This is a genomic window from Streptomyces sp. NBC_01707 (assembly GCF_041438805.1).
Lineage (GTDB): Bacteria > Actinomycetota > Actinomycetes > Streptomycetales > Streptomycetaceae > Streptomyces.
Map to the genome: position 1 here is coordinate 3,560,200 of NZ_CP109190.1, position 17,776 is coordinate 3,577,975.

Here is a 17,776-nt window from a genome sequence, read left to right on the forward strand (position 1 = left end):
CGGTTTTGTGTGGAGGGACCGCGCTCACGCCGCTCCTGTCAGACAGGTGCTAGGACGTCCGAGCTTTATCGCAAGCCACGGCCCCGTTCGATTATGGCTCGACGGGGGCCGTGCACGAAATGACGTGAATGCGGTCCAGGGATCGATGGTGGCACCCGGGACCACACAGGAGAAGCCGCCGGGTGCGGTTGCGACCCGGCGGCTTCGAAGTGGAGTCGTCGGGTCAGCCGGCTACGCGTACCGCGAGCGCGTCGCCGATTTCCGAGGTCGTACGAGGGGTGTCGCCCCGTTCCGCCAGGTCGGCGGAGACGGCGTCCTCGATGCGGGCGGCCTCGGCCTCGTAGCCGAGGTGGCGCAGCAGGAGGGCGACGGAGAGGATCGCGGCCGTGGGGTCGGCCTTGCCCTGACCCGCGATGTCCGGGGCGGAGCCGTGGACCGGCTCGAACATCGAGGGGAACTCACCGCTCGGGTTGATGTTGCCCGAGGCCGCGACGCCGATGCCGCCGGAGACGGCCGCGGCGAGGTCGGTGATGATGTCGCCGAAGAGGTTGTCGGTGACGATCACGTCGAACCGCTCGGGCTGCGTGACGAGGAAGATCGTCGCCGCGTCCACGTGCAGGTAGTCGGTGGTGACGTCCGGGAACTCGGCCGCGACCTTGTTGAAGATGTTGGTCCACAGGTGCCCGGCGTAGGTCAGCACGTTGTTCTTGTGGACCAGTGTCAGCTTCTTGCGCGGGCGGGCCTGGGCGCGGGCGAAGGCGTCCCGGACCACACGCTCGACGCCGAACGCGGTGTTGACCGAGACCTCGGTGGCGACCTCGTGCGGGGTGCCGGTGCGGATCGAGCCGCCGTTGCCGGTGTACGGACCTTCGGTGCCCTCGCGGACCACGACGAAGTCGATCTCCGGCTGGCCCTTGAGCGGGGTCGCGACACCCGGAAGCAGCTTCGACGGCCGCAGGTTCACATGGTGGTCGAAGAGGAAACGGAGCTTCAACAGGAAACCGCGCTCCAGGACGCCCGACGGGACCGAGGGGTCACCGATCGCGCCGAGCAGGATCGCGTCGTGCTGCTTGAGCGCCTGGACATCCGCGTCGGTGAGGGTCTCACCGGTCGCGTGGTAGCGCTTGGCGCCGAAGTCGAACTCCTTGGTCTCCAGCTTCACATCCTGCGGGAGAACAGCATTGAGGACCTTGAGGCCCTGAGCCACGACCTCCTGGCCGATACCGTCACCAGGGATCACTGCGAGATTGATGCTGCGAGACATGTCGGCACCTTACTGCTCGTCCCACCCCATGACATTTCACGTCCACCATACGGACACATGGGGAGCTGTACGTGTACCGTTCATCCATTCGAAGGCAAGGCGTCAGCCGACAGGTGGATGTTCTGGCCATGGACATCCCTCGCTTCGGCATTCCCGAGAAGCTCGCCGACCGAATGAGCATGGCTGAGCAGCACGACTACCTGCGCACCCGGCTCACCCGGCGTGGCGCGCTCCGCGCCGGTGCCGCGACCGCGGCCGTCGTCGGCGCCGGACTCGCCGCCTCGCCCGCCTACGCCGCGCCCACCGTGCTCTCCTCGCGCAGCTCCTCCACCCAGGTGGACGGTTCGCTCGTCGCCCCGTTCGGCCGGCATCTCGCGTACGGCGCCGACCCGAAGACGCAGATGCGGATCTCCTGGCAGGTTCCGTTCGCCGTCAGGCGCCCGTACATCCGGATCGGCCTCAAGCCGTGGGCGCTGAGCCGGAAGATCGACGCCGAGGTGCGGCATCTGACGACCCCGCTGCTGAACGACGGCAAGATCGCGGCCGCCGAGCAGTTCTACGTGCACGCGGGACTGGACCGGCTGCAACCCGGCACGACGTACTACTACGGCGTCGGCCACGACGGCTTCGACCCGGCCGACACCCGCAACCTGGGCACTCTCGGCACCTTCACCACCGCGCCCTCGCACGCCGAGCCCTTCACCTTCACCGCCTTCGGCGACCAGGGCGTCAGCTACCACGCCCTCGGCAACGACCAGCTGATCCTGGGCCAGAACCCGGCCTTCCACCTGCACGCGGGCGACATCTGCTACGCCGACCCGTCCGGTTCCGGCCAGACGAGCGACACGTACGACGCCCGCACCTGGGACCAGTTCCTGGCGCAGACGGAGACCGTGTCGAAGACCGTGCCCTGGATGGTGACCACCGGCAACCACGACATGGAGGCCTGGTACTCGCCGGACGGCTACGGCGGCCAGAACGCCCGCTGGTCGCTGCCGGACAACGGCCCCGACCCGGTGGGCCAGCCCGGCGCCTACTCGTTCGTGCACGGCAATGTCGGCGTGGTCGCGCTCGACGCCAACGACGTCTCGTACGAGATCCCCGCCAACTTCGGGATCAGCGACGGCGGACAGACCCGCTGGCTCGACCGGCGCCTCGGTGAGCTGCGGGCCCGTCACGACATCGACTTCATCGTCGTGTTCTTCCACCACTGCGCCTTCTCGACGACCAACGCGCACGCCTCGGACGGCGGGGTGCGGGACGCCTGGGTGCCGCTCTTCGAGAAGCACCAGGTGGACCTGGTCATCAACGGCCACAACCACGTCTACGAGCGCACCGACGCGATCCTGAAGAACGCGGTCGCGCGGAAGGTGCCGATCGGCGAGCGCACCGACCCGACGCGGGACGGCATCGTGTACGTCACGGCGGGCGGCGCGGGCAAGGCGCTGTACGACTTCCCGGCGCCGGACACGTACGAGGGGCACGTCAAGGACCAGGAGAGCGTGAACACGTACCACGTGGTCAAGGGCGGTGGCAGGGCCACCGAGACCGTGGAGTGGTCGCGGGTGCGCTACACCGGCTTCTCGTTCCTCGCGGTCGAGGTCGAGCCCGGACGGCACGCCCGGATGAAGGTCACCGCGCTCGCCGAGTCGGGCGAGCGCATCGACCACTTCGAGATCAGCCGCGGATGAGCTGAAGCCCCGGTCTCAGTGACCGGTGGAGCCGCCGTTGTCCCTGCGGTCGAGGGCTCGCTGCAGGGCGGCGGCGGCATTCTGGCGCTCCGACTCGGTCGGGCGGTGGGTGTGACGGACGCGGCGGACAGTCGTCTCGGCCATGGTGGATCGACTCCTTGAGATCGCGAGGATTTCGAGATCGAAAAATCGTGAACGTGATTTCGAGATCGGGATTTCGAGGCGCCGGAAGGGGCGGGGAGCGGGTGCCGCAGGGGTTGCCTGCACAGGGGCACGTACTCACGACCGCCGGTCGCTGGATCTAGCGAGACGTTCGGCTTCTACAAAGCTAGGGCAGCCCGGCCGGTCTGTCTCCACAATTACTCGGACTTCCTACTATCTGAGACGGAGGTTTGGCGTCACCCACCCGCAGTTCTCGGATCAGGGCCCGCACGGCCAGGGATCGTGCCTGCTCAGGAACGGTGAGGCAGCCGAAGGACCGGCTCGGCCGTTCCGGTCCGAGATCGGTGATCCCGACGTCGTCGGGTACTCCCTCCAGGGAGAGCCGCGGCATGATCGTCGTTCCGAGACCACCGGACACCATCGAGAGCGCCGCTCCGTCGTCCTCGAACTCCGCCGCGTCGCCGCCGGCCCCTCTCCCGGCCCGGGCGAGGCCCTGGAGCGGGCCGGGGTCAGCTGGAAGGTCTACCAGAACGCGCAGGACAACTACGGCGACAACGGTCTCGCCTATTCGCGCCGGTACACGGGCCACATCGAGACGGGTGCGGCGAGCATCAGCGGCTGACCGGCCAGGATCTGACGGTCACGCCCCGACGGTCAGGCCCTGCCCGCAGCGGCTCCAGCCGTGTCCCCTGCGCTTGCAGCGCCGCGCGGCCCGGGACGCGGGGCGCTGCGGTAGGTCCCGTCACAGCACATCGCCGTCACGCCAGTCGAAGATCAACTTCCGGGACGTGGAGGGCAGCGGGCGTCCGGCCGCGCCACGGACGTACGTGCTGCCCTCCTCGTCCGGCAGCGGCACCACGCCGCTCAGCCCCTGCACGCCGATCTGCCCCTGCCACACCTGCCAGTCGCGCGCCGCGTACAGCGCGGCCCCGGTGTCGGAGGCGGACAGTGCCCCGAAGGCGTACGCCCCGTCGATGACCGCCTCCAACGCCGTCATCACCCGGTCGCCGAGTCCCTCGCGCCGCCGGTCGGCGCGGACCGCCACGCCCTCGACATATCCGACGCGGTACGAGCGGTGAGCGTGGATCACCCGGCGCTGGACGACACTCCCATGCGCGAGAAGCCCGCTGTCGTCGCGTGCGTAGGTGTGGATGCCACCAAGGGTGTGGTCCCAGTCGTCGTCGCTGAAGCCGCCCTCGAAGGCGGTGTCGAGGAAGGCGCGGATCCCGTCGCGGGCGGTCGGGGTCAGCTCGTAGGTGTGCACGGTGTGCCACAACGGCTCAGTCATGTCCCCCAGCCTCTCAGGCACCTGCGCCAACAGGTACTCAGTGCGCATATGAGTACCTGCCACGTGTCGAAGAGGTGCGCGCCGAAAGAGAGTTGAGCCCATGAACGGCCTCTACGCTCTGAAGCCGTGGTACGCGGACCGGCTCTCCGGTGTCCGCGCCACGCTCGTCCGCCGCGAGGTGTCGCCCGACACCCTCACCGCCGCCGGTGTGGCCTCGGCGGCCGGTGCCGCCGCCGCACTGGCCTGGCTGCCCACCGGCCTCGCCGCCCTGCCGGTCGCCGTACTGCTCGCCGCCCGGCTCGCCTTCGCCAACCTCGACGGGGCGCTGGCCCGCGAGACGGGCCGGACCACCCGGCGCGGTGCGGTACTCAACGAACTCGGCGACCGGGCGGCCGATCTGCTGATGCTGGCCGGCTTCCTGACGCTCGCCCCGCTGTGGCTGGTGGCGGCGGCCGGGCTCGCGGCGACCCTGCCGTCCTGGGTGTCGCTGGCCGGCGCGGCGGCCGGCGCGCCCCGGCGCAACGGCGGCCCGGTCGGCAAGACCGAGCGCTGCCTGCTGGTCGTCGTCGCGGCGGCGAGCGGCTGGGTGGTTCCGGTCCTGGCCGCGATCGCCGTCGGTTCGCTGCTGACCGCGGCCGTCCGGCTGGTCCGGCTGTGGCGGGACCTCGCATGAGCGCGGCACTGATCGCCGAGGAGGCGGCGGCGCGGGCCGTGCCGCTGGTCGCCGGCGTGCTGGGGGCCGGCGGGGTCGCCGTCGCCGTACTGCCGTCGAAGGTCCGGATGCGCGCCGAGCTGCGCAGGCGGTGGCGGACCTGGGCGCTGGTCGCACCGGTCTTCCTGGGGGCGTACCTCCTGGGCGACGGCGGGACGTTCGTCCTGGCCGCGGGGCTCGGGGTGATCGCGGTGAGCGAGTTCGTCCGGATGGCGGGGTCGGCACGCGGGGACCATGCGGTGCTCGTCACGGCGGCGGTCGCCCTCCCGGCCCTCGCGTGGCTGGCACCGCACCTCCTCGACCTGCGGGCGGCGGCTCTGCTGCTGATCGCCGCCGCGGTTCCTTCGCTGCTGGCCGGGGACGACAGATCCGGCTTCACCCGCACCGCCCGTACCGCGTTCGGACTGCTGTGGATCCCGGTCGCACTGACCGGCCTGGTGACGCTCGGCGGGACGGGGGTCGCGGTGGGCCTGGCGGTGGCGCTCGGCGATGTCGGTGCCTGGTGCGGCGGTACGGCAATGGGTCGTCGCGGACCGCTGTCCCGGCCGCTGTCGCCGCTCTCCCCCAACAAGACCTGGGCGGGGGTGATGGGCGCGGCGGTCGCAACGGCGCTGCTCCTGCTGCTCATCGGCGCGTTCGCGCTGCCGCTGTGGGGTGCGGTGCTCGGCGGCTGTGTCCTGGGTGACCTGCTGGAATCGATGGTCAAGCGGGAGTCCGGGGTGAAGGACGCGGGTAGCTGGCTGCCCGGCTTCGGCGGCCTGCTCGACCGGATCGACTCCCTGCTGGTGGCCCTTCTCCTGACGATGGTGACGGTGTGATGACGACGCTCGAGCGCACCGACGGCCAGGGTGTCCCGTCCGTGCTCCCGGTACGCTCCCGCCTTTCCGCCGCGGTCCGCCGCGGCCTGTGGTGGGGGGTCCTCAGCCTCACCGGCGGGGTGGAGCGGCGGGGCCGACTGCCGCGGGGCGGCTGTGTGGTGGTCGCCAACCACTCCTCGCACGCCGACACGGCCGCGCTGCTCGCAGCGCTCGACGCCCGGCACACCCCGGCGATCGGGGCTGCGGCGGACTACTGGTTCGGCTCGCCTTGGCGGCGCCGGATCTGCCGCAGGCTCGCGGCCGGGTTCCCGGTGCGGCGCAGCGGCGGCGGGATGGACGATCTGCTGTCCATGGCGGACGAGCTGCGGGCAGGCCGGGCGGTCGTCCTCTTCCCCGAGGGCACCCGTGGCAGGAACGGCGAGCTCGGCTCGTTCCACCGGGGTGCGCTGGTGCTGGCGGAGCGGGCGGGGGTTCCGGTCGTGCCGGTGGGGATCGGCGGGACGGACCGGCTGCTGCCCAAGCACGGGCGGCTGCGTTCGTCGCTGGTCCGGGTGGCGATCGGCGATCCGCTGCCCCCGACGGTCACCCCGGAGAAGGCCCGTGACGCGGTCGTGGCGCTGCACGCGTGTACGACGGCCGAGCCGTTGCGGGATTCGGTGACGCGGCGCCGGGTGGCGGCGGTCGTCACGTCGCGGTGGGGTCTGCCGCTCGCGTTCTGCTGGGCGGCGGCGGAGGCGCTGAGCTGGCCGCTGATGCCGGAGCTGCTGCTTGCGGTGGCGTGCGCGGCGGTGCCGCGCACGGCATTGAAGATGTCCCTCGGCGCGCTCGCGGGCAGCCTGGCGGGCGGCCTGCTCGCCGTCCAACTGACCTCCGTGGGAGTGCAGTTGCCGGCACCTTTGACCACGGAGCGGATGCGGGCCGAGGTCCGGCACGAGCTGGCGCTCGAGGGGGCCTCGGCGGTGCGCCACCAGCCGTGGAACGGCATCCCGTTCAAGGTGTACGGCGCCGAGGCGGGCCGGGCCGGGACCGGGACGGCGGAGTGGCTCGCCGCGTCGGCGACGGCGCGTGGTTCACGGACTCTGACGGTGGGACTGGGCTTCGCCGGGTTCGGGCTGCTGATGCGGCGTCACCGGCGGCAGTACGGAGGGTATCTGGTACTGCTCGGCTGCGGGTTCGCGGCCGGACTGTCGCTCATCGTGCATGGCTGGCACTGAACACCGACACAGCAGGAGATCCTGGACGTCGTTCAGTCATCCCTACAAGTGATCCGATGTATTACCCGTCAGGACCCTTGACTGCCCCTCAGGGGCCCATCATCCTCCCAATCATCGGATCAATGATCCGTCATATGAACCGTGAACTGAGGGAGGACCCGTGTCATTACGGAACCGGATCAGGACACTTTCGATCGTCCTCTGCGGCGCCCTCGCGTCGACGATGCTGCTCACCGTCGACGCGCGCGCCGCGGAGGCCGGATGGACGGTACGGGACAGACCTGACGGGCCCACCGCCGAACTGCGGCTGGACCGGGCGAGCGGGGCACTGGACCTGTCCGTCTCCCGCGCCGGTGAGACCGTGCTCGCCCCCTCGCCCGTCGGTATCGTCACCGAACGGGCCGACCTCTCCACCGGCCTGTCGTTCCTCGGCCGCAGCGACCGTACGGTCCGCGAGCACTACCGAACCGCCGCGGGCAAGACCCGCAACCGCACCGTACACATGCGTGAGGCACGCTTCCGCTTCCGCACCGGGGCGGGCGCCCGGCTCGACGTGGTCGTGCGGGCGTCGGCCGACGGGGTCGCGTACCGGTACGACCTGCCGGGCGGCACGGGCGACGTACTGCGGGAGGCCTCGGCGTTCACCCTGCCCGAGGGCTCCTCCGCCTGGCTCGGCGACTACCGCAAGGACAACGAGAACCTGTTCAACGCGTACACGGCGGCCGGCGCCCCGGCCGGCGAGTACATGATGCAGGCACTGTTCCGTACCGGGAGCAGCTATGCCCTGGTCGCCGAGTCCGATCTCACCGGCAGCTACTCCGGGGCCCGACTGGCCCACGACGCGGGGTCCTCCACCTACCGCGTCAAGCTCTGGGACGCGCAGGTGCAGACAACCGGTGCGCTCACCACCCCGTGGCGCGCCGTGGTCACCGGCGACCTGGCGACCGTCACCGAGTCGACGTTCACGGACGACCTCGCCCCGGCGTCCAAGGTCCGCGACTCCTCCTGGATCAAGCCCGGCCGGGCCCTGTGGACCTGGCTGGCCGGCGGCCGTCCGGCGGGACAGAGCCTGGAGATGCAGAAGGGATACGTCGACTACGCGGCCGCCCGCCACTGGCCGTACACCGTCGTCGACGCCGGTTGGTACTTCGACCCGGCGCAGTGGGACGTCACCGACCCCGACTGGCAGACCCACAGCTGGATCCCGGAACTGGTGCGTTACGGAAAGGAGAAGGGCGTGGGCATCCAGGTCTGGATCCATCACCGCGACCTCGACACCGCCGAGGAGCGGGCCCAGTGGCTGCCGACGCTGGAGAAGTGGGGCGTCAAGGGCGTGAAGATCGACTTCATGGACTCGGAGGCGCAGGAGACGTTCCAGTGGTACGACCGGATCCTCCCGGAGACGGCGGCCCACCACCTCCTGGTCAACTTCCACGGTTCCACGATCCCCAAGGGCATCCAGCGCACCTGGCCGCACGTCATGTCGCTGGAGGGCGTCAACGGTGAGGAGAAGAAGGCGAACACCGCCCAGCACCTGACCACGCTCCCCTTCACGCGCAACGTGATCGGCTCCATGGACTTCACGCCCGGCGCCTTCCAACGCCCGAACCGGCCCAACGCGGGCTCCGACGCGAGCGAGTTGGGGCTCTCCGTCCTGTACGAGTCCGGCATCCAGAACCTGGCGGGCACACCCGAGTCGTACGAGGCACGCCCGGAGGCCCGGCACTTCCTGGAGCAGCTGCCGGACGCCTGGGACAGTACGCGGCTGCTGGCCGGGGAGCCGGGGAGCAGTGCGGTGCTGGGCCGCCGGTCCGGCGACAGGTGGTTCATCGGCGGTGTGTACGCGGGTGCGGCGCACACCGCCGAGGTGCCGCTGCGGATCGGATCCGGACGCTGGCTGGTCGAGACGCTGACGGACGGACCGGCGGGACCGGTGCGCACGGCCCGTACCGTGCGGGGCGGCGACGCGCTGTCGGTGGATGTGGTTTCCGACGGCGGCTTCGCCGCGGTGGCCTGCCGCTGGTCCCCGGGCCGTACCTCCTGCGACCGCTGAACCGGTAGCGGGTCCGGATCACCCGACGGCTCACCCGGCGGCGCGGGCCGCTGTCCGTGGGCGCACCGACTGTTCTCGAGCAGGGTGCCCGCGGACGCTGTCGGCAGGTGCTGGACCGCTGCGGCCGGCCGGCCGAGGCGGGCGACGTGGTGGTGGAGCGCTTCCTGCGCCGATGCTTCCTGTACCGACGGGCGGAAATGGAATCCGCCCCCGACCGGCTGGGGGAGCCGGGCGGGGGCGGGATCTGTGGCGGGGTGCGGGTGTGCCGCACCCCGGAGGGCGTCAGCCCTGGTGGGGGTAGGTGTAGTTGGTCGGCGGGACCAGCGTCTCCTTGATGGCGCGGGTCAGCGTCCAGCGCTGCAGGTTCTGCGGGGCGCCCGCCTTGTCGTTCGTGCCCGAGGCACGGCCGCCACCGAAGGGCTGCTGGCCGACGACGGCGCCGGTCGACTTGTCGTTGATGTAGAAGTTGCCCGCCGCGTAGCGGAGCTTCTCCATCGTGTACGCGGCCGCGGCGCGGTCGCCCGAGATGACCGAGCCGGTCAGCGCGTAGTCGGAGACCGACTCCATCTGCTCCAGCATCTCGTCGTACTTGTCGTCCTCGTACACGTGGACCGCGAGGATCGGGCCGAAGTACTCGGTCGTGAAGACCTCGTTGGCCGGGTCGGCACACTCGACGACCGTCGGACGGACGAAGTAGCCGACCGAGTCGTCGTACGTGCCACCTGCGACGACGGTGCAGGAATCATCGGCCTTGGCCCGGTCGATCGCGGCCTTGTTCTTGGCGAACGCACGCTCGTCGATGACGGCGCCGATGAAGTTCGACAGATCGGTGACGTCACCCATGGTGATGGAGTCGACCTCGGCCGCGAACTCCTCCTTGAAACCGGAGTTCCAGATGGAGGCCGGGACGTACGCCCGGGAGGAGGCCGAGCACTTCTGGCCCTGGAACTCGAAGGAGCCACGGGTCAGCGCGGTCTTCAGGACGGCGCGGTCGGCGCTGGGGTGCGCGACGACGAAGTCCTTGCCGCCGGTCTCGCCGACCAGACGCGGGTAGGTGCGGTAGTTGGCGATGTTGTTGCCGACCGTCTTCCACAGGTGCTGGAAGGTCGGGGTCGAGCCGGTGAAGTGGATACCGGCCAGGTCGCGGTGGTTCAGGGCGACCTCGGAGACGGCGATGCCGTCGCCGGTCACCAGGTTGATGACGCCCTTGGGCAGACCGGCCTCCTCCAGGAGCTGCATCAGCAGCACGGCGGAGTGGGTCTGCGTCGGGGACGGCTTCCACACCACGACGTTGCCCATGAGAGCGGGGGCGGTGGGCAGGTTGCCCGCGATCGCCGTGAAGTTGAACGGCGTGATCGCGTAGACGAAGCCCTCCAGCGGGCGGTGGTCCATGCGGTTCCACACACCCGGGGAGTTGGCCGGGGGCTGCTCGGCCAGGATCTGGCGCGCGTAGTGCACGTTGAAGCGCCAGAAGTCGACGAGCTCGCACGGGGTGTCGATCTCGGCCTGCTGGGCGGTCTTCGACTGGCCGAGCATGGTCGAGGCGGCCAGCGTCTCGCGCCAGGGGCCCGACAGCAGCTCGGCGGCGCGCAGGATGATCGCGGCGCGGTCGTCGAACGACATCGCACGCCACGCCGGGGCGGCGTCGAGGGCGGCGTCGATCGCGTCCCGGGCGTCCTGCTCGGTGGCTCCGGCGAACGTACCGATGACGGCCTTGTGGTTGTGCGGCTGTACGACGTCGAAACGCTCGCCGCCACCCATCCGCTTCTCGCCACCGATGGTCATCGGCAGGTCGATCGGGTTCTCGGCGAGCTCCTTGAGCTTCGCCTCCAGACGGGCGCGCTCCGGGGAACCCGGGGCGTAGGAGTGGACCGGCTCGTTGACCGGCGCGGGGACCTGGGTCACAGCGTCCATGAGTGCCTTGTCTCCTTGCTTCAGCGGGGTGGGGGCAGCGGGGCGGGCGGGTCAGCCCTTGGTGAGGATGGAGCGGGCGAAGAACAGCAGGTTGGCCGGCTTCTCCGCGAGGCGGCGCATGAAGTAGCCGTACCAGTCGGTGCCGTACGCGGTGTAGACACGCATCCGGTGGCCCTCGGCCGCGAGCCGGACGTGCTCGTCGCTGCGGATCCCGTAGAGCATCTGGAACTCGTACTCGTCCAGTTTGCGCCCGGCCTTGCGGGCGAGCTCCTGCGCGATGGCGATGAGCCTCGGGTCGTGGGACCCGATCATCGGGTAGCCCTCGCCCTCCATGAGGGTCTTCAGGATGCGGACGTACGCCTTGTCGATCTCGGCCTTGTCCTGGTACGCCACGGAGGCGGGCTCCTTGTAGGCGCCCTTCACGATGCGGACCCGGCTGCCGGCGGCGGCGAGGCGGCGGGCGTCGTCCTCGGTGCGGAACAGGTAGGCCTGGATGACACAGCCGGTCTGCGGGAAGTCCTTCCGCAGCTCCTCGTGGATGGCGAACATCGAGTCGAGAGTGGTGTGGTCCTCGGCGTCCAGGGTGACCGTGGTGCCGATCGCGGCGGCGGCCTCGACGACCGGGCGGACGTTGGCGAGCGCCATCTCGTGGCCGCCCTCAAGCGCCTGGCCGAACATCGAGAGCTTGATGGACATCTCGGCCCTGGTGCCCAGGCCGAGGTCCTTCAGGCGGTCGATCAGCTCCAGGTACGCGTCGCGCGCGGCGGTGGCCTGCTCCGGCGTCGTGATGTCCTCGCCGACGACGTCGAGGGTGACCTCGAGGCCCTTCCCGGTGGCGTCCTTGATGATCGGGACGACCTGCTCGACCGTCTCGCCGGCGATGAACCGGTCGACGACCTGCTTGGTCCCCGGAGCGGCCGAGATGAAACGGCGCATCTTGTCACTGCGCGACGCAGCGAGGATCACGGGAGCCAGCACGGGGCACCTCCAACGGAAAGATATGAACGAGGGCCGAACCGGCAGGAACTGAATCAGACCGGTACAGCACGGAGAACCACCGTGAAATCTAAGGATCCCTCCGATCCTGTGCCATCGACAGCTGTCACGCATCCATGTCCTGGATCTCAGACATATGTCTGAAGGGGTGGGAGAATGGTCGGGTGAAGGGCGATTACCAGGAGCTGGTCGACGAGATCTCCGCGCTGCTCGGCGCCCCCGCGACACTGGAGAACAGGGACTTCGGCCTGGTCGCCTTCGGGGCGCACGACAGCGACGACGACATGGCGATGGACCCGGTCCGCACCCGGTCGATCCTCACCCGTCGCTCCACACCCGCGGTCCGCTCCTGGTTCGAGGGCTTCGGCATCGCCCGCGCCACCGGCCCGGTCCGCATCCCCGCCGCTCCGGAGGCCGGGGTGTTCCGCGGCCGTATCTGTCTGCCGGTACGCCATCGGGGTGTCGTCCTCGGGTACGTATGGCTGCTCGACGCGGACCCCGGACCGACCGACGGACAGCTGACCGCGGCGATGGACGTGGCGGCCAGGATCGGGGCGCTGCTCTCCGACGAGGCGCGGGCCGGCGCGGATCTGTCCCGGGAGTTCGGCGCGGTGCTGACAGCCGGCCGGGGCTGGCAGCACGACATGGCGGTGGCCGCGCTGCGGGAGGCGCTGGGCCCGGACGCGGACGGGCTGCACACGGTGGTGTGTGTGACCCCGTGGCCGGACGAGACCCCGTCGGCCCGTACGGTGCCGTCCGCGGCGGCACTGTCGACGGTCCCGTCACCGGCCGGGGCGGGCACCCTGTCGCTGGCCGCGCTGATCCGATTGCGCTCCCCCGACGTACTGGACCCGGCGACGGCGGCGGCGGACCGGTTGCGCACCAACGCAGGCCGGACCGCCACCGCCGGGGTCGCGCTCCCGCGCCGGGGCCTGCCGGAGCTGGCGGCGGCCTGGCACGAGGCCTCGGCGGCGGCCCGCGCGGCGGCTGCGGAGTCGCGCTTCGGCCCGGTCGCCGACTGGTCGGCCATCGGCCCGTACCGCCTGCTGACCGCACTCCCCCCGACGCCGGACACCACCCCGGACCCCGCGGTGCGCCCCCTGCTCACCCCGCCGCACACGGACCTGGCCCGCACCGCCGAGGTGTTCCTCGACTGCGCGGGCCAGGCGAGCCGCACGGCGGCCGAACTCGGCATCCACCGCCAGACGCTGTACTACCGGCTGTCCCGGGTCGAGCAGCTCACCGGTCTGGATCTGAACGACGGAGAGGACCGGCTGCTGCTGCACCTGGCCCTGAAGAGGGCGCGACTCTGAGGGCTGGACATCCCGGACGGACGCCCCTGCGACGAGGCCGGGGAACGCCGCCGGTCAGCGGGCCCCCCGCTCATCCGTACCGGCCACCTTCGCGGTGCTCAGGGCGATGCGGTTCCAGGTGTTGATCGTGAAGATCAGGGCCAGCAGCCCGGCCAGTTCGGGCTCGTCGAAGTGGGCCGCCGCGCGGGCGTAGACGTCGTCCGGGACGCCGCCGCGGGAGACCAGGGTGACGGCCTCGGTGAGCGCGAGTGCCGCCTGTTCCTTCTCCGTGAAGAAGTGGGCGGCCTCCGGCCAGACGGCGACCATGTGCAGCCGCTCCTCGCTCTCACCCGCCTTGCGGGCGTCCTTGGTGTGCATGTGCAGGCAGTACGCGCACCCGTTGAGCTGGGAGGACCGGATCTGCACCAGTTCGACGAGCGACGGGTCCAGGCCCTGCCGCGCCGCGGCGTCGAAGCCGATGAGGGCCCTGAACGCCTTCGGGGCGGCCTTGGCGAAGTCGACTCGGGCGGTTCGGGTGACTGCTTCGGTGTTCGTCATGACCACTACGCTACGGAGCCGGGCGACCTCACGTAGGGTGCATTCCGATGTCGGAATCATGGGTCAATTCGGCGGAGCGGATCGGCAGTGACCTGCTGCTGGAGCTGGCAGGTCCGGGCAGTCGCCGGGCCGTTCTCATCCGCGCGCTGCGCGACGCGGTCCGGGCGGGACGGCTGCCGCCCGGCACCCGGCTGCCGCCGTACCGCTCGCTCGCCGCCGACCTCGGCCTGGCCCGTAACACCGTCGCCGACGCCTACGCCGAACTGGTCGCCGAGGGCTGGCTGACCGCCCGTCAGGGGTCCGGCACCCGGGTCGCGCACCGCGCCCCTGCCGCCACCCCTGCCCGGATCCCGAAGAAGGCGCCGTCCCGCCCGGCCCCGCCCGTGCACAACCTTCGCCAAGGGCAGCCGGACGCCGCGTCCTTCCCTCGTACCGCATGGCTCGCGGCCTCCCGCCGCGCCGTGAACGCCGCGCCGAACGACGCCTTCGGCCCGGGTGACCCACAGGGCCGCGTCGAGCTGCGCCGTGCGCTGTCCGGCTATCTGGCGCGTGTCCGCGGGGTGCACTGCTCCCCCGAACGGATCGTGATCTGCTCCGGCTTCGCGCACGCCCTCCGGCTGCTGTTCGGCGGCGGCGTGCTGCGCGGCCCACTGGCGGTGGAGTCGTACGGGCTCGGTTTCCACCGTTCGCTGCTGGTCGCAGCCGGGGTACGTACGGTCCCGCTGACGCTCGACGAACACGGGGCCCGTACCGGCGAGTTGACCGGACTGCCGGGCGTACGGAGTGTGCTGCTCACCCCGGCCCACCAGTTCCCGACGGGCGGTCCGCTGCACCCGGAGCGGCGTACCGCCGTGGTCGACTGGGCCCGTACCCGTGGCGGTCTGGTCCTGGAGGACGACTACGACGGGGAGTTCCGGTACGACCGTGAGCCGGTGAGCGCCGTCCAGGGCCTCGGTCCGGACCGGGTCGTCCACCTCGGCTCCGTCAGCAAGAGCCTCTCCCCCGCCATTCGTCTGGGCTGGATGGTGCTGCCCGAGCATCTCGTCGGTGCCGTGCTGGCCGCCAAGGGGGAACGCGAGGGCTGGGCGAGCGTCCTGGACCAGCTCGCGCTCGCCGACTTCATCGAATCCGGCCACTACGACCGGCACATCCGCCGGATGCGGCAGCGCTACCGGCACCGCCGTGACCAGCTGGTCGCCGCCCTGGCCGCACACGCCCCGCACATCACGCCCACCGGCGTCGCCGCCGGACTGCACGCCGTCCTGCGACTGCCGCCCGGCACCGAACGCTCCACCGTCAAGGCCGCCGCCTGGCAGGGTCTCGGCCTGGACCCACTCGCCGACTTCCGTCATCCGGCCGCCACCATGCCCGCCGAGGACGGTCTGGTGGTGGGCTATGCGACGCCGCCGGACCATGCCTACGGCGCGGCCCTGGAGGCGCTGTGCCGGGCCCTGCCACCACCGCCCGGCGCCTGACCGGGCCGGGTCGCGCACATCTCAGCCCGTCCGGCGACGGAGGACACGGCGTGGCCGCGACCACGCGATCGCCTACGACACCCGTCCCTCGAGCACCGCCTTCAGCCCGTCCGTCAGGTCCTGCGCCGACGGCGCCGAGTCGCGGTCGATCATCCACTGCACCATCACACCTGCCAGCAGCGCCTGACAGAACAGCCCGGCGACCCGCGCCCGCTCCGGGTCGGTCTCCGGGTCGATGCCCAGCATGTTCTCGGCGAGCCCGTTCCGGCCTTCGCGCTGCGGGCCCGCCAGGGCCTTCTGCAGCTCGGGGTCGGAGTCGACCCGGGACACGACCTCCATCTGGAGTTGCCAGACGGCCCGTGTCCGTTCGTAGCTGCCGATCACCTGCTCCCAGACGTCGCGGAACTGGTCGAGAGGCGCCCGGGGGGAACCGTCGTCGCGCCCGGCATCGTCCGGCTGCTTGGTGAGCAACTCGCCCCATTCCTCCGTCACCTTGAGGAAGGCGAGGTTGAGCAGGGCCTCCTTGGAGCCGTAGTGGTAACCGATGGAGGCGAGGTTGGTGCCGGAGGCCGCGACGATGTCGCGGGCCGTCGTCCGGGCGTACCCCTTCTCCAGCAGGCAGCGCTTGGCGCCTTCGAGCAGATCCTCACGGTGTCCCATGAAAAGCAGCGTACCCGGCATGCAGACGTTTGTGTAAGACGCACGTCTACATGCCGGGTACGCCGGCTCGCACAGGGTCTGCGATCAGTCGGTGAGGTTCACCGAACGGGCCGAGGCGGCGCCGATCTCCTCGGCGATCTCGTTCAGGACCGCTGCCGGGACGTCGTCGTCGACGGTGAGGACGACCAGCGCCTCGCCGCCCGCGGCCGCCCGCGAGACCTGCATGCCGGCGATGTTGAGACCGGCCTCGCCGAGAATCTTGCCGACGGCGCCGACGACACCGGGACGGTCCTCGTAACGCAGGACGACCATGTGGTCGGCGAGCGCCAGATCCACATCGTGCTCGCCGATCGCCACGATCTTCTGAAGGTGCTTGGGGCCGGCCAGCGTGCCGGAGACCGCGACCTCCTCGCCGCTCGCCAGCGTGCCGCGCACCGTCACCACATTGCGGTGGTCCGGCGACTCGGAGCTGGTGGTGAGGCGGACCTCGACACCGCGCTCCTGCGCGAAGAGCGGGGCGTTGACGTAGGACACCGTCTCGTCGACGACGTCCTCGAAGACGCCCTTGAGCGCGGAGAGTTCGAGCACCTTGACGTCGTGCTGGGTGATCTCGCCGTACACCTCGACATCGAGGCGGGCCGCGACCTCGCCCGCGAGCGCGGTGAAGATCCGGCCGAGCTTCTCGGCGAGCGGCAGGCCAGGACGTACGTCCTCGGCGATGACACCGCCCTGCACGTTGACGGCGTCCGGCACGAGTTCACCGGCGAGCGCGAGGCGGACGGACTTGGCGACCGCGATGCCCGCCTTCTCCTGCGCCTCGTCGGTGGAGGCGCCGAGGTGCGGGGTGCAGACGACCTGGTCGAACTGGAACAGCGGGGAGTCCGTGCAGGGCTCCTTCGCGTACACGTCGAGACCGGCGCCGGCGACGCGGCCCTCCTTGAGGGCGGAGGCGAGCGCCTCCTCGTCGACGATGCCGCCGCGCGCGGCGTTGACGATCCGCACCGAGGGCTTCACCTTGTGCAGCGCCTCGTCACCGATCAGACCGAGGGTCTCGGGGGTCTTCGGCAGGTGCACGGTGATGAAGTCGGAGACTTCCAGCAGCTCGTCGAGCGTGAGGAGCTTGACGCCCATCTGCGCGGCGCGGGCCGGCTGCACATAGGGGTCGTACGCGACGATCTTCATGCCGAAGGCCGACATGCGCTGCGCGACCAGCACGCCGATGCGGCCGAGGCCGACGACACCGAGGGTCTTCTCGCTCAGCTCGACGCCGGTGTACTTGGAGCGCTTCCACTCGCCGTTCTTGAGGGCGGTGTTGGCCTGCGGGATGTTACGCGCGGTGGCGACGAGCAGACCGCAGGCCAGCTCGGCGGCGGTGACGATGTTGGACGTCGGGGCGTTCACGACCATCACGCCGGCCTTGGTGGCCGCGGACACGTCGACGTTGTCCAGACCGACTCCCGCGCGGGCGACGACCTTCAGCTTCTTCGCGGCGGCGACGGCCTCGGCATCGACCTTGGTGGCGGAGCGCACCAGGATGGCGTCGACATCGGCGATCGCGGGGAGGAGTTCGGCGCGGTCCGCGCCGTTGCAGTGCCGGATGTCGAAATCCGGTCCCAGGGCGTCAACCGTGGCAGGCGACAGCTCTTCAGCGATGAGTACGACAGGTTTCGAGCTCACGT

Annotated in this window: 15 protein-coding genes and 1 pseudogene; 7 read left to right on the forward strand and 9 right to left on the reverse strand. The window is 70.8% G+C overall.

Annotated elements, in window-relative coordinates; genetic code table 11:
- Positions 1-223: 223 nt before the first annotated feature.
- Positions 224-1,264 (reverse strand): 3-isopropylmalate dehydrogenase, encoded by a 1,041-nt coding sequence (locus OG963_RS16000; protein ID WP_093772345.1) that lies wholly within the window; start codon positions 1,262-1,264, stop codon positions 224-226.
- Between the two features lie 128 nt (positions 1,265-1,392).
- Here OG963_RS16000 and OG963_RS16005 point away from each other — a divergent pair, with 128 nt between their 5' ends.
- Complete coding sequence (locus OG963_RS16005) at positions 1,393-2,955, forward strand: metallophosphoesterase family protein (RefSeq protein WP_093772348.1); 1,563 nt, start codon at positions 1,393-1,395, stop codon at positions 2,953-2,955.
- Between the two features lie 15 nt (positions 2,956-2,970).
- Here OG963_RS16005 and OG963_RS16010 read toward each other — a convergent pair whose 3' ends face one another.
- The 3 genes and pseudogenes from OG963_RS16010 to OG963_RS16020 form a co-directional block, all read right to left on the reverse strand.
- On the reverse strand, positions 2,971-3,099 hold the full coding sequence (locus OG963_RS16010) for a hypothetical protein (RefSeq protein WP_093772350.1): 129 nt from the start codon (positions 3,097-3,099) through the stop codon (positions 2,971-2,973).
- Positions 3,100-3,283: 184 nt separating this feature from the next.
- Positions 3,284-3,568: pseudogene (locus OG963_RS16015) on the reverse strand (LysR substrate-binding domain-containing protein); the annotation flags it as partial.
- 291 nt (positions 3,569-3,859) lie between these two features.
- Positions 3,860-4,405 (reverse strand): GNAT family N-acetyltransferase, encoded by a 546-nt coding sequence (locus OG963_RS16020; protein WP_093929509.1) that lies wholly within the window; start codon positions 4,403-4,405, stop codon positions 3,860-3,862.
- Positions 4,406-4,505: 100 nt separating this feature from the next.
- Here OG963_RS16020 and OG963_RS16025 point away from each other — a divergent pair, with 100 nt between their 5' ends.
- From OG963_RS16025 to OG963_RS16040, 4 genes are all read left to right on the forward strand, one after another.
- Positions 4,506-5,078 carry a CDP-alcohol phosphatidyltransferase family protein gene (locus OG963_RS16025; protein WP_093772354.1) on the forward strand — a complete coding sequence of 191 codons (573 nt, stop codon included), beginning with the start codon at positions 4,506-4,508 and terminating at the stop codon, positions 5,076-5,078.
- Entirely contained in the window at positions 5,075-5,935 is an 861-nt protein-coding gene (locus OG963_RS16030) for a phosphatidate cytidylyltransferase (protein ID WP_093772357.1), read from the forward strand. Before OG963_RS16025 ends, OG963_RS16030 begins: the two co-directional genes overlap by 4 nt.
- Positions 5,935-7,149 carry a lysophospholipid acyltransferase family protein gene (locus OG963_RS16035; protein ID WP_371799185.1) on the forward strand — a complete coding sequence of 405 codons (1,215 nt, stop codon included), beginning with the start codon at positions 5,935-5,937 and terminating at the stop codon, positions 7,147-7,149. Before OG963_RS16030 ends, OG963_RS16035 begins: the two co-directional genes overlap by 1 nt.
- A gap of 223 nt (positions 7,150-7,372) precedes the next feature.
- Complete coding sequence (locus OG963_RS16040; protein ID WP_093929510.1) at positions 7,373-9,202, forward strand: glycoside hydrolase family 97 protein; 1,830 nt, start codon at positions 7,373-7,375, stop codon at positions 9,200-9,202.
- A 282-nt stretch (positions 9,203-9,484) separates the two neighbouring features.
- On the opposite strand, the gene pruA is transcribed toward OG963_RS16040, so the two are convergent.
- Both pruA and OG963_RS16050 read right to left on the reverse strand, forming a co-directional pair.
- On the reverse strand, positions 9,485-11,116 hold the full coding sequence (gene pruA, locus OG963_RS16045; RefSeq protein WP_371799186.1) for an L-glutamate gamma-semialdehyde dehydrogenase: 1,632 nt from the start codon (positions 11,114-11,116) through the stop codon (positions 9,485-9,487).
- Between the two features lie 51 nt (positions 11,117-11,167).
- Positions 11,168-12,094, reverse strand: a complete 927-nt coding sequence (locus tag OG963_RS16050) for a proline dehydrogenase family protein (RefSeq protein ID WP_093772361.1) — start codon at positions 12,092-12,094, stop codon at positions 11,168-11,170.
- A 182-nt stretch (positions 12,095-12,276) separates the two neighbouring features.
- On the opposite strand from OG963_RS16050, the gene OG963_RS16055 reads away from it, so the two are divergent.
- Positions 12,277-13,425 carry a helix-turn-helix domain-containing protein gene (locus OG963_RS16055; RefSeq protein ID WP_319325849.1) on the forward strand — a complete coding sequence of 383 codons (1,149 nt, stop codon included), beginning with the start codon at positions 12,277-12,279 and terminating at the stop codon, positions 13,423-13,425.
- Positions 13,426-13,479: 54 nt separating this feature from the next.
- Here OG963_RS16055 and OG963_RS16060 read toward each other — a convergent pair whose 3' ends face one another.
- Positions 13,480-13,962, reverse strand: a complete 483-nt coding sequence (locus OG963_RS16060; RefSeq protein WP_030928833.1) for a carboxymuconolactone decarboxylase family protein — start codon at positions 13,960-13,962, stop codon at positions 13,480-13,482.
- A gap of 47 nt (positions 13,963-14,009) precedes the next feature.
- Between OG963_RS16060 and OG963_RS16065 the strand changes: the two genes are divergently transcribed.
- The gene (locus OG963_RS16065; protein ID WP_093772365.1) at positions 14,010-15,437 is read left to right on the forward strand and encodes a PLP-dependent aminotransferase family protein; all 1,428 of its coding nucleotides are present in this window, start codon (positions 14,010-14,012) and stop codon (positions 15,435-15,437) included.
- Positions 15,438-15,509: 72 nt separating this feature from the next.
- Here the strand turns inward: OG963_RS16065 and OG963_RS16070 are convergent, their stop codons facing one another.
- Entirely contained in the window at positions 15,510-16,097 is a 588-nt protein-coding gene (locus OG963_RS16070) for a TetR/AcrR family transcriptional regulator (protein ID WP_093773327.1), read from the reverse strand.
- 84 nt (positions 16,098-16,181) lie between these two features.
- Entirely contained in the window at positions 16,182-17,774 is a 1,593-nt protein-coding gene (gene serA, locus OG963_RS16075; protein ID WP_030928842.1) for a phosphoglycerate dehydrogenase, read from the reverse strand.
- Positions 17,775-17,776 lie beyond the last annotated feature (2 nt).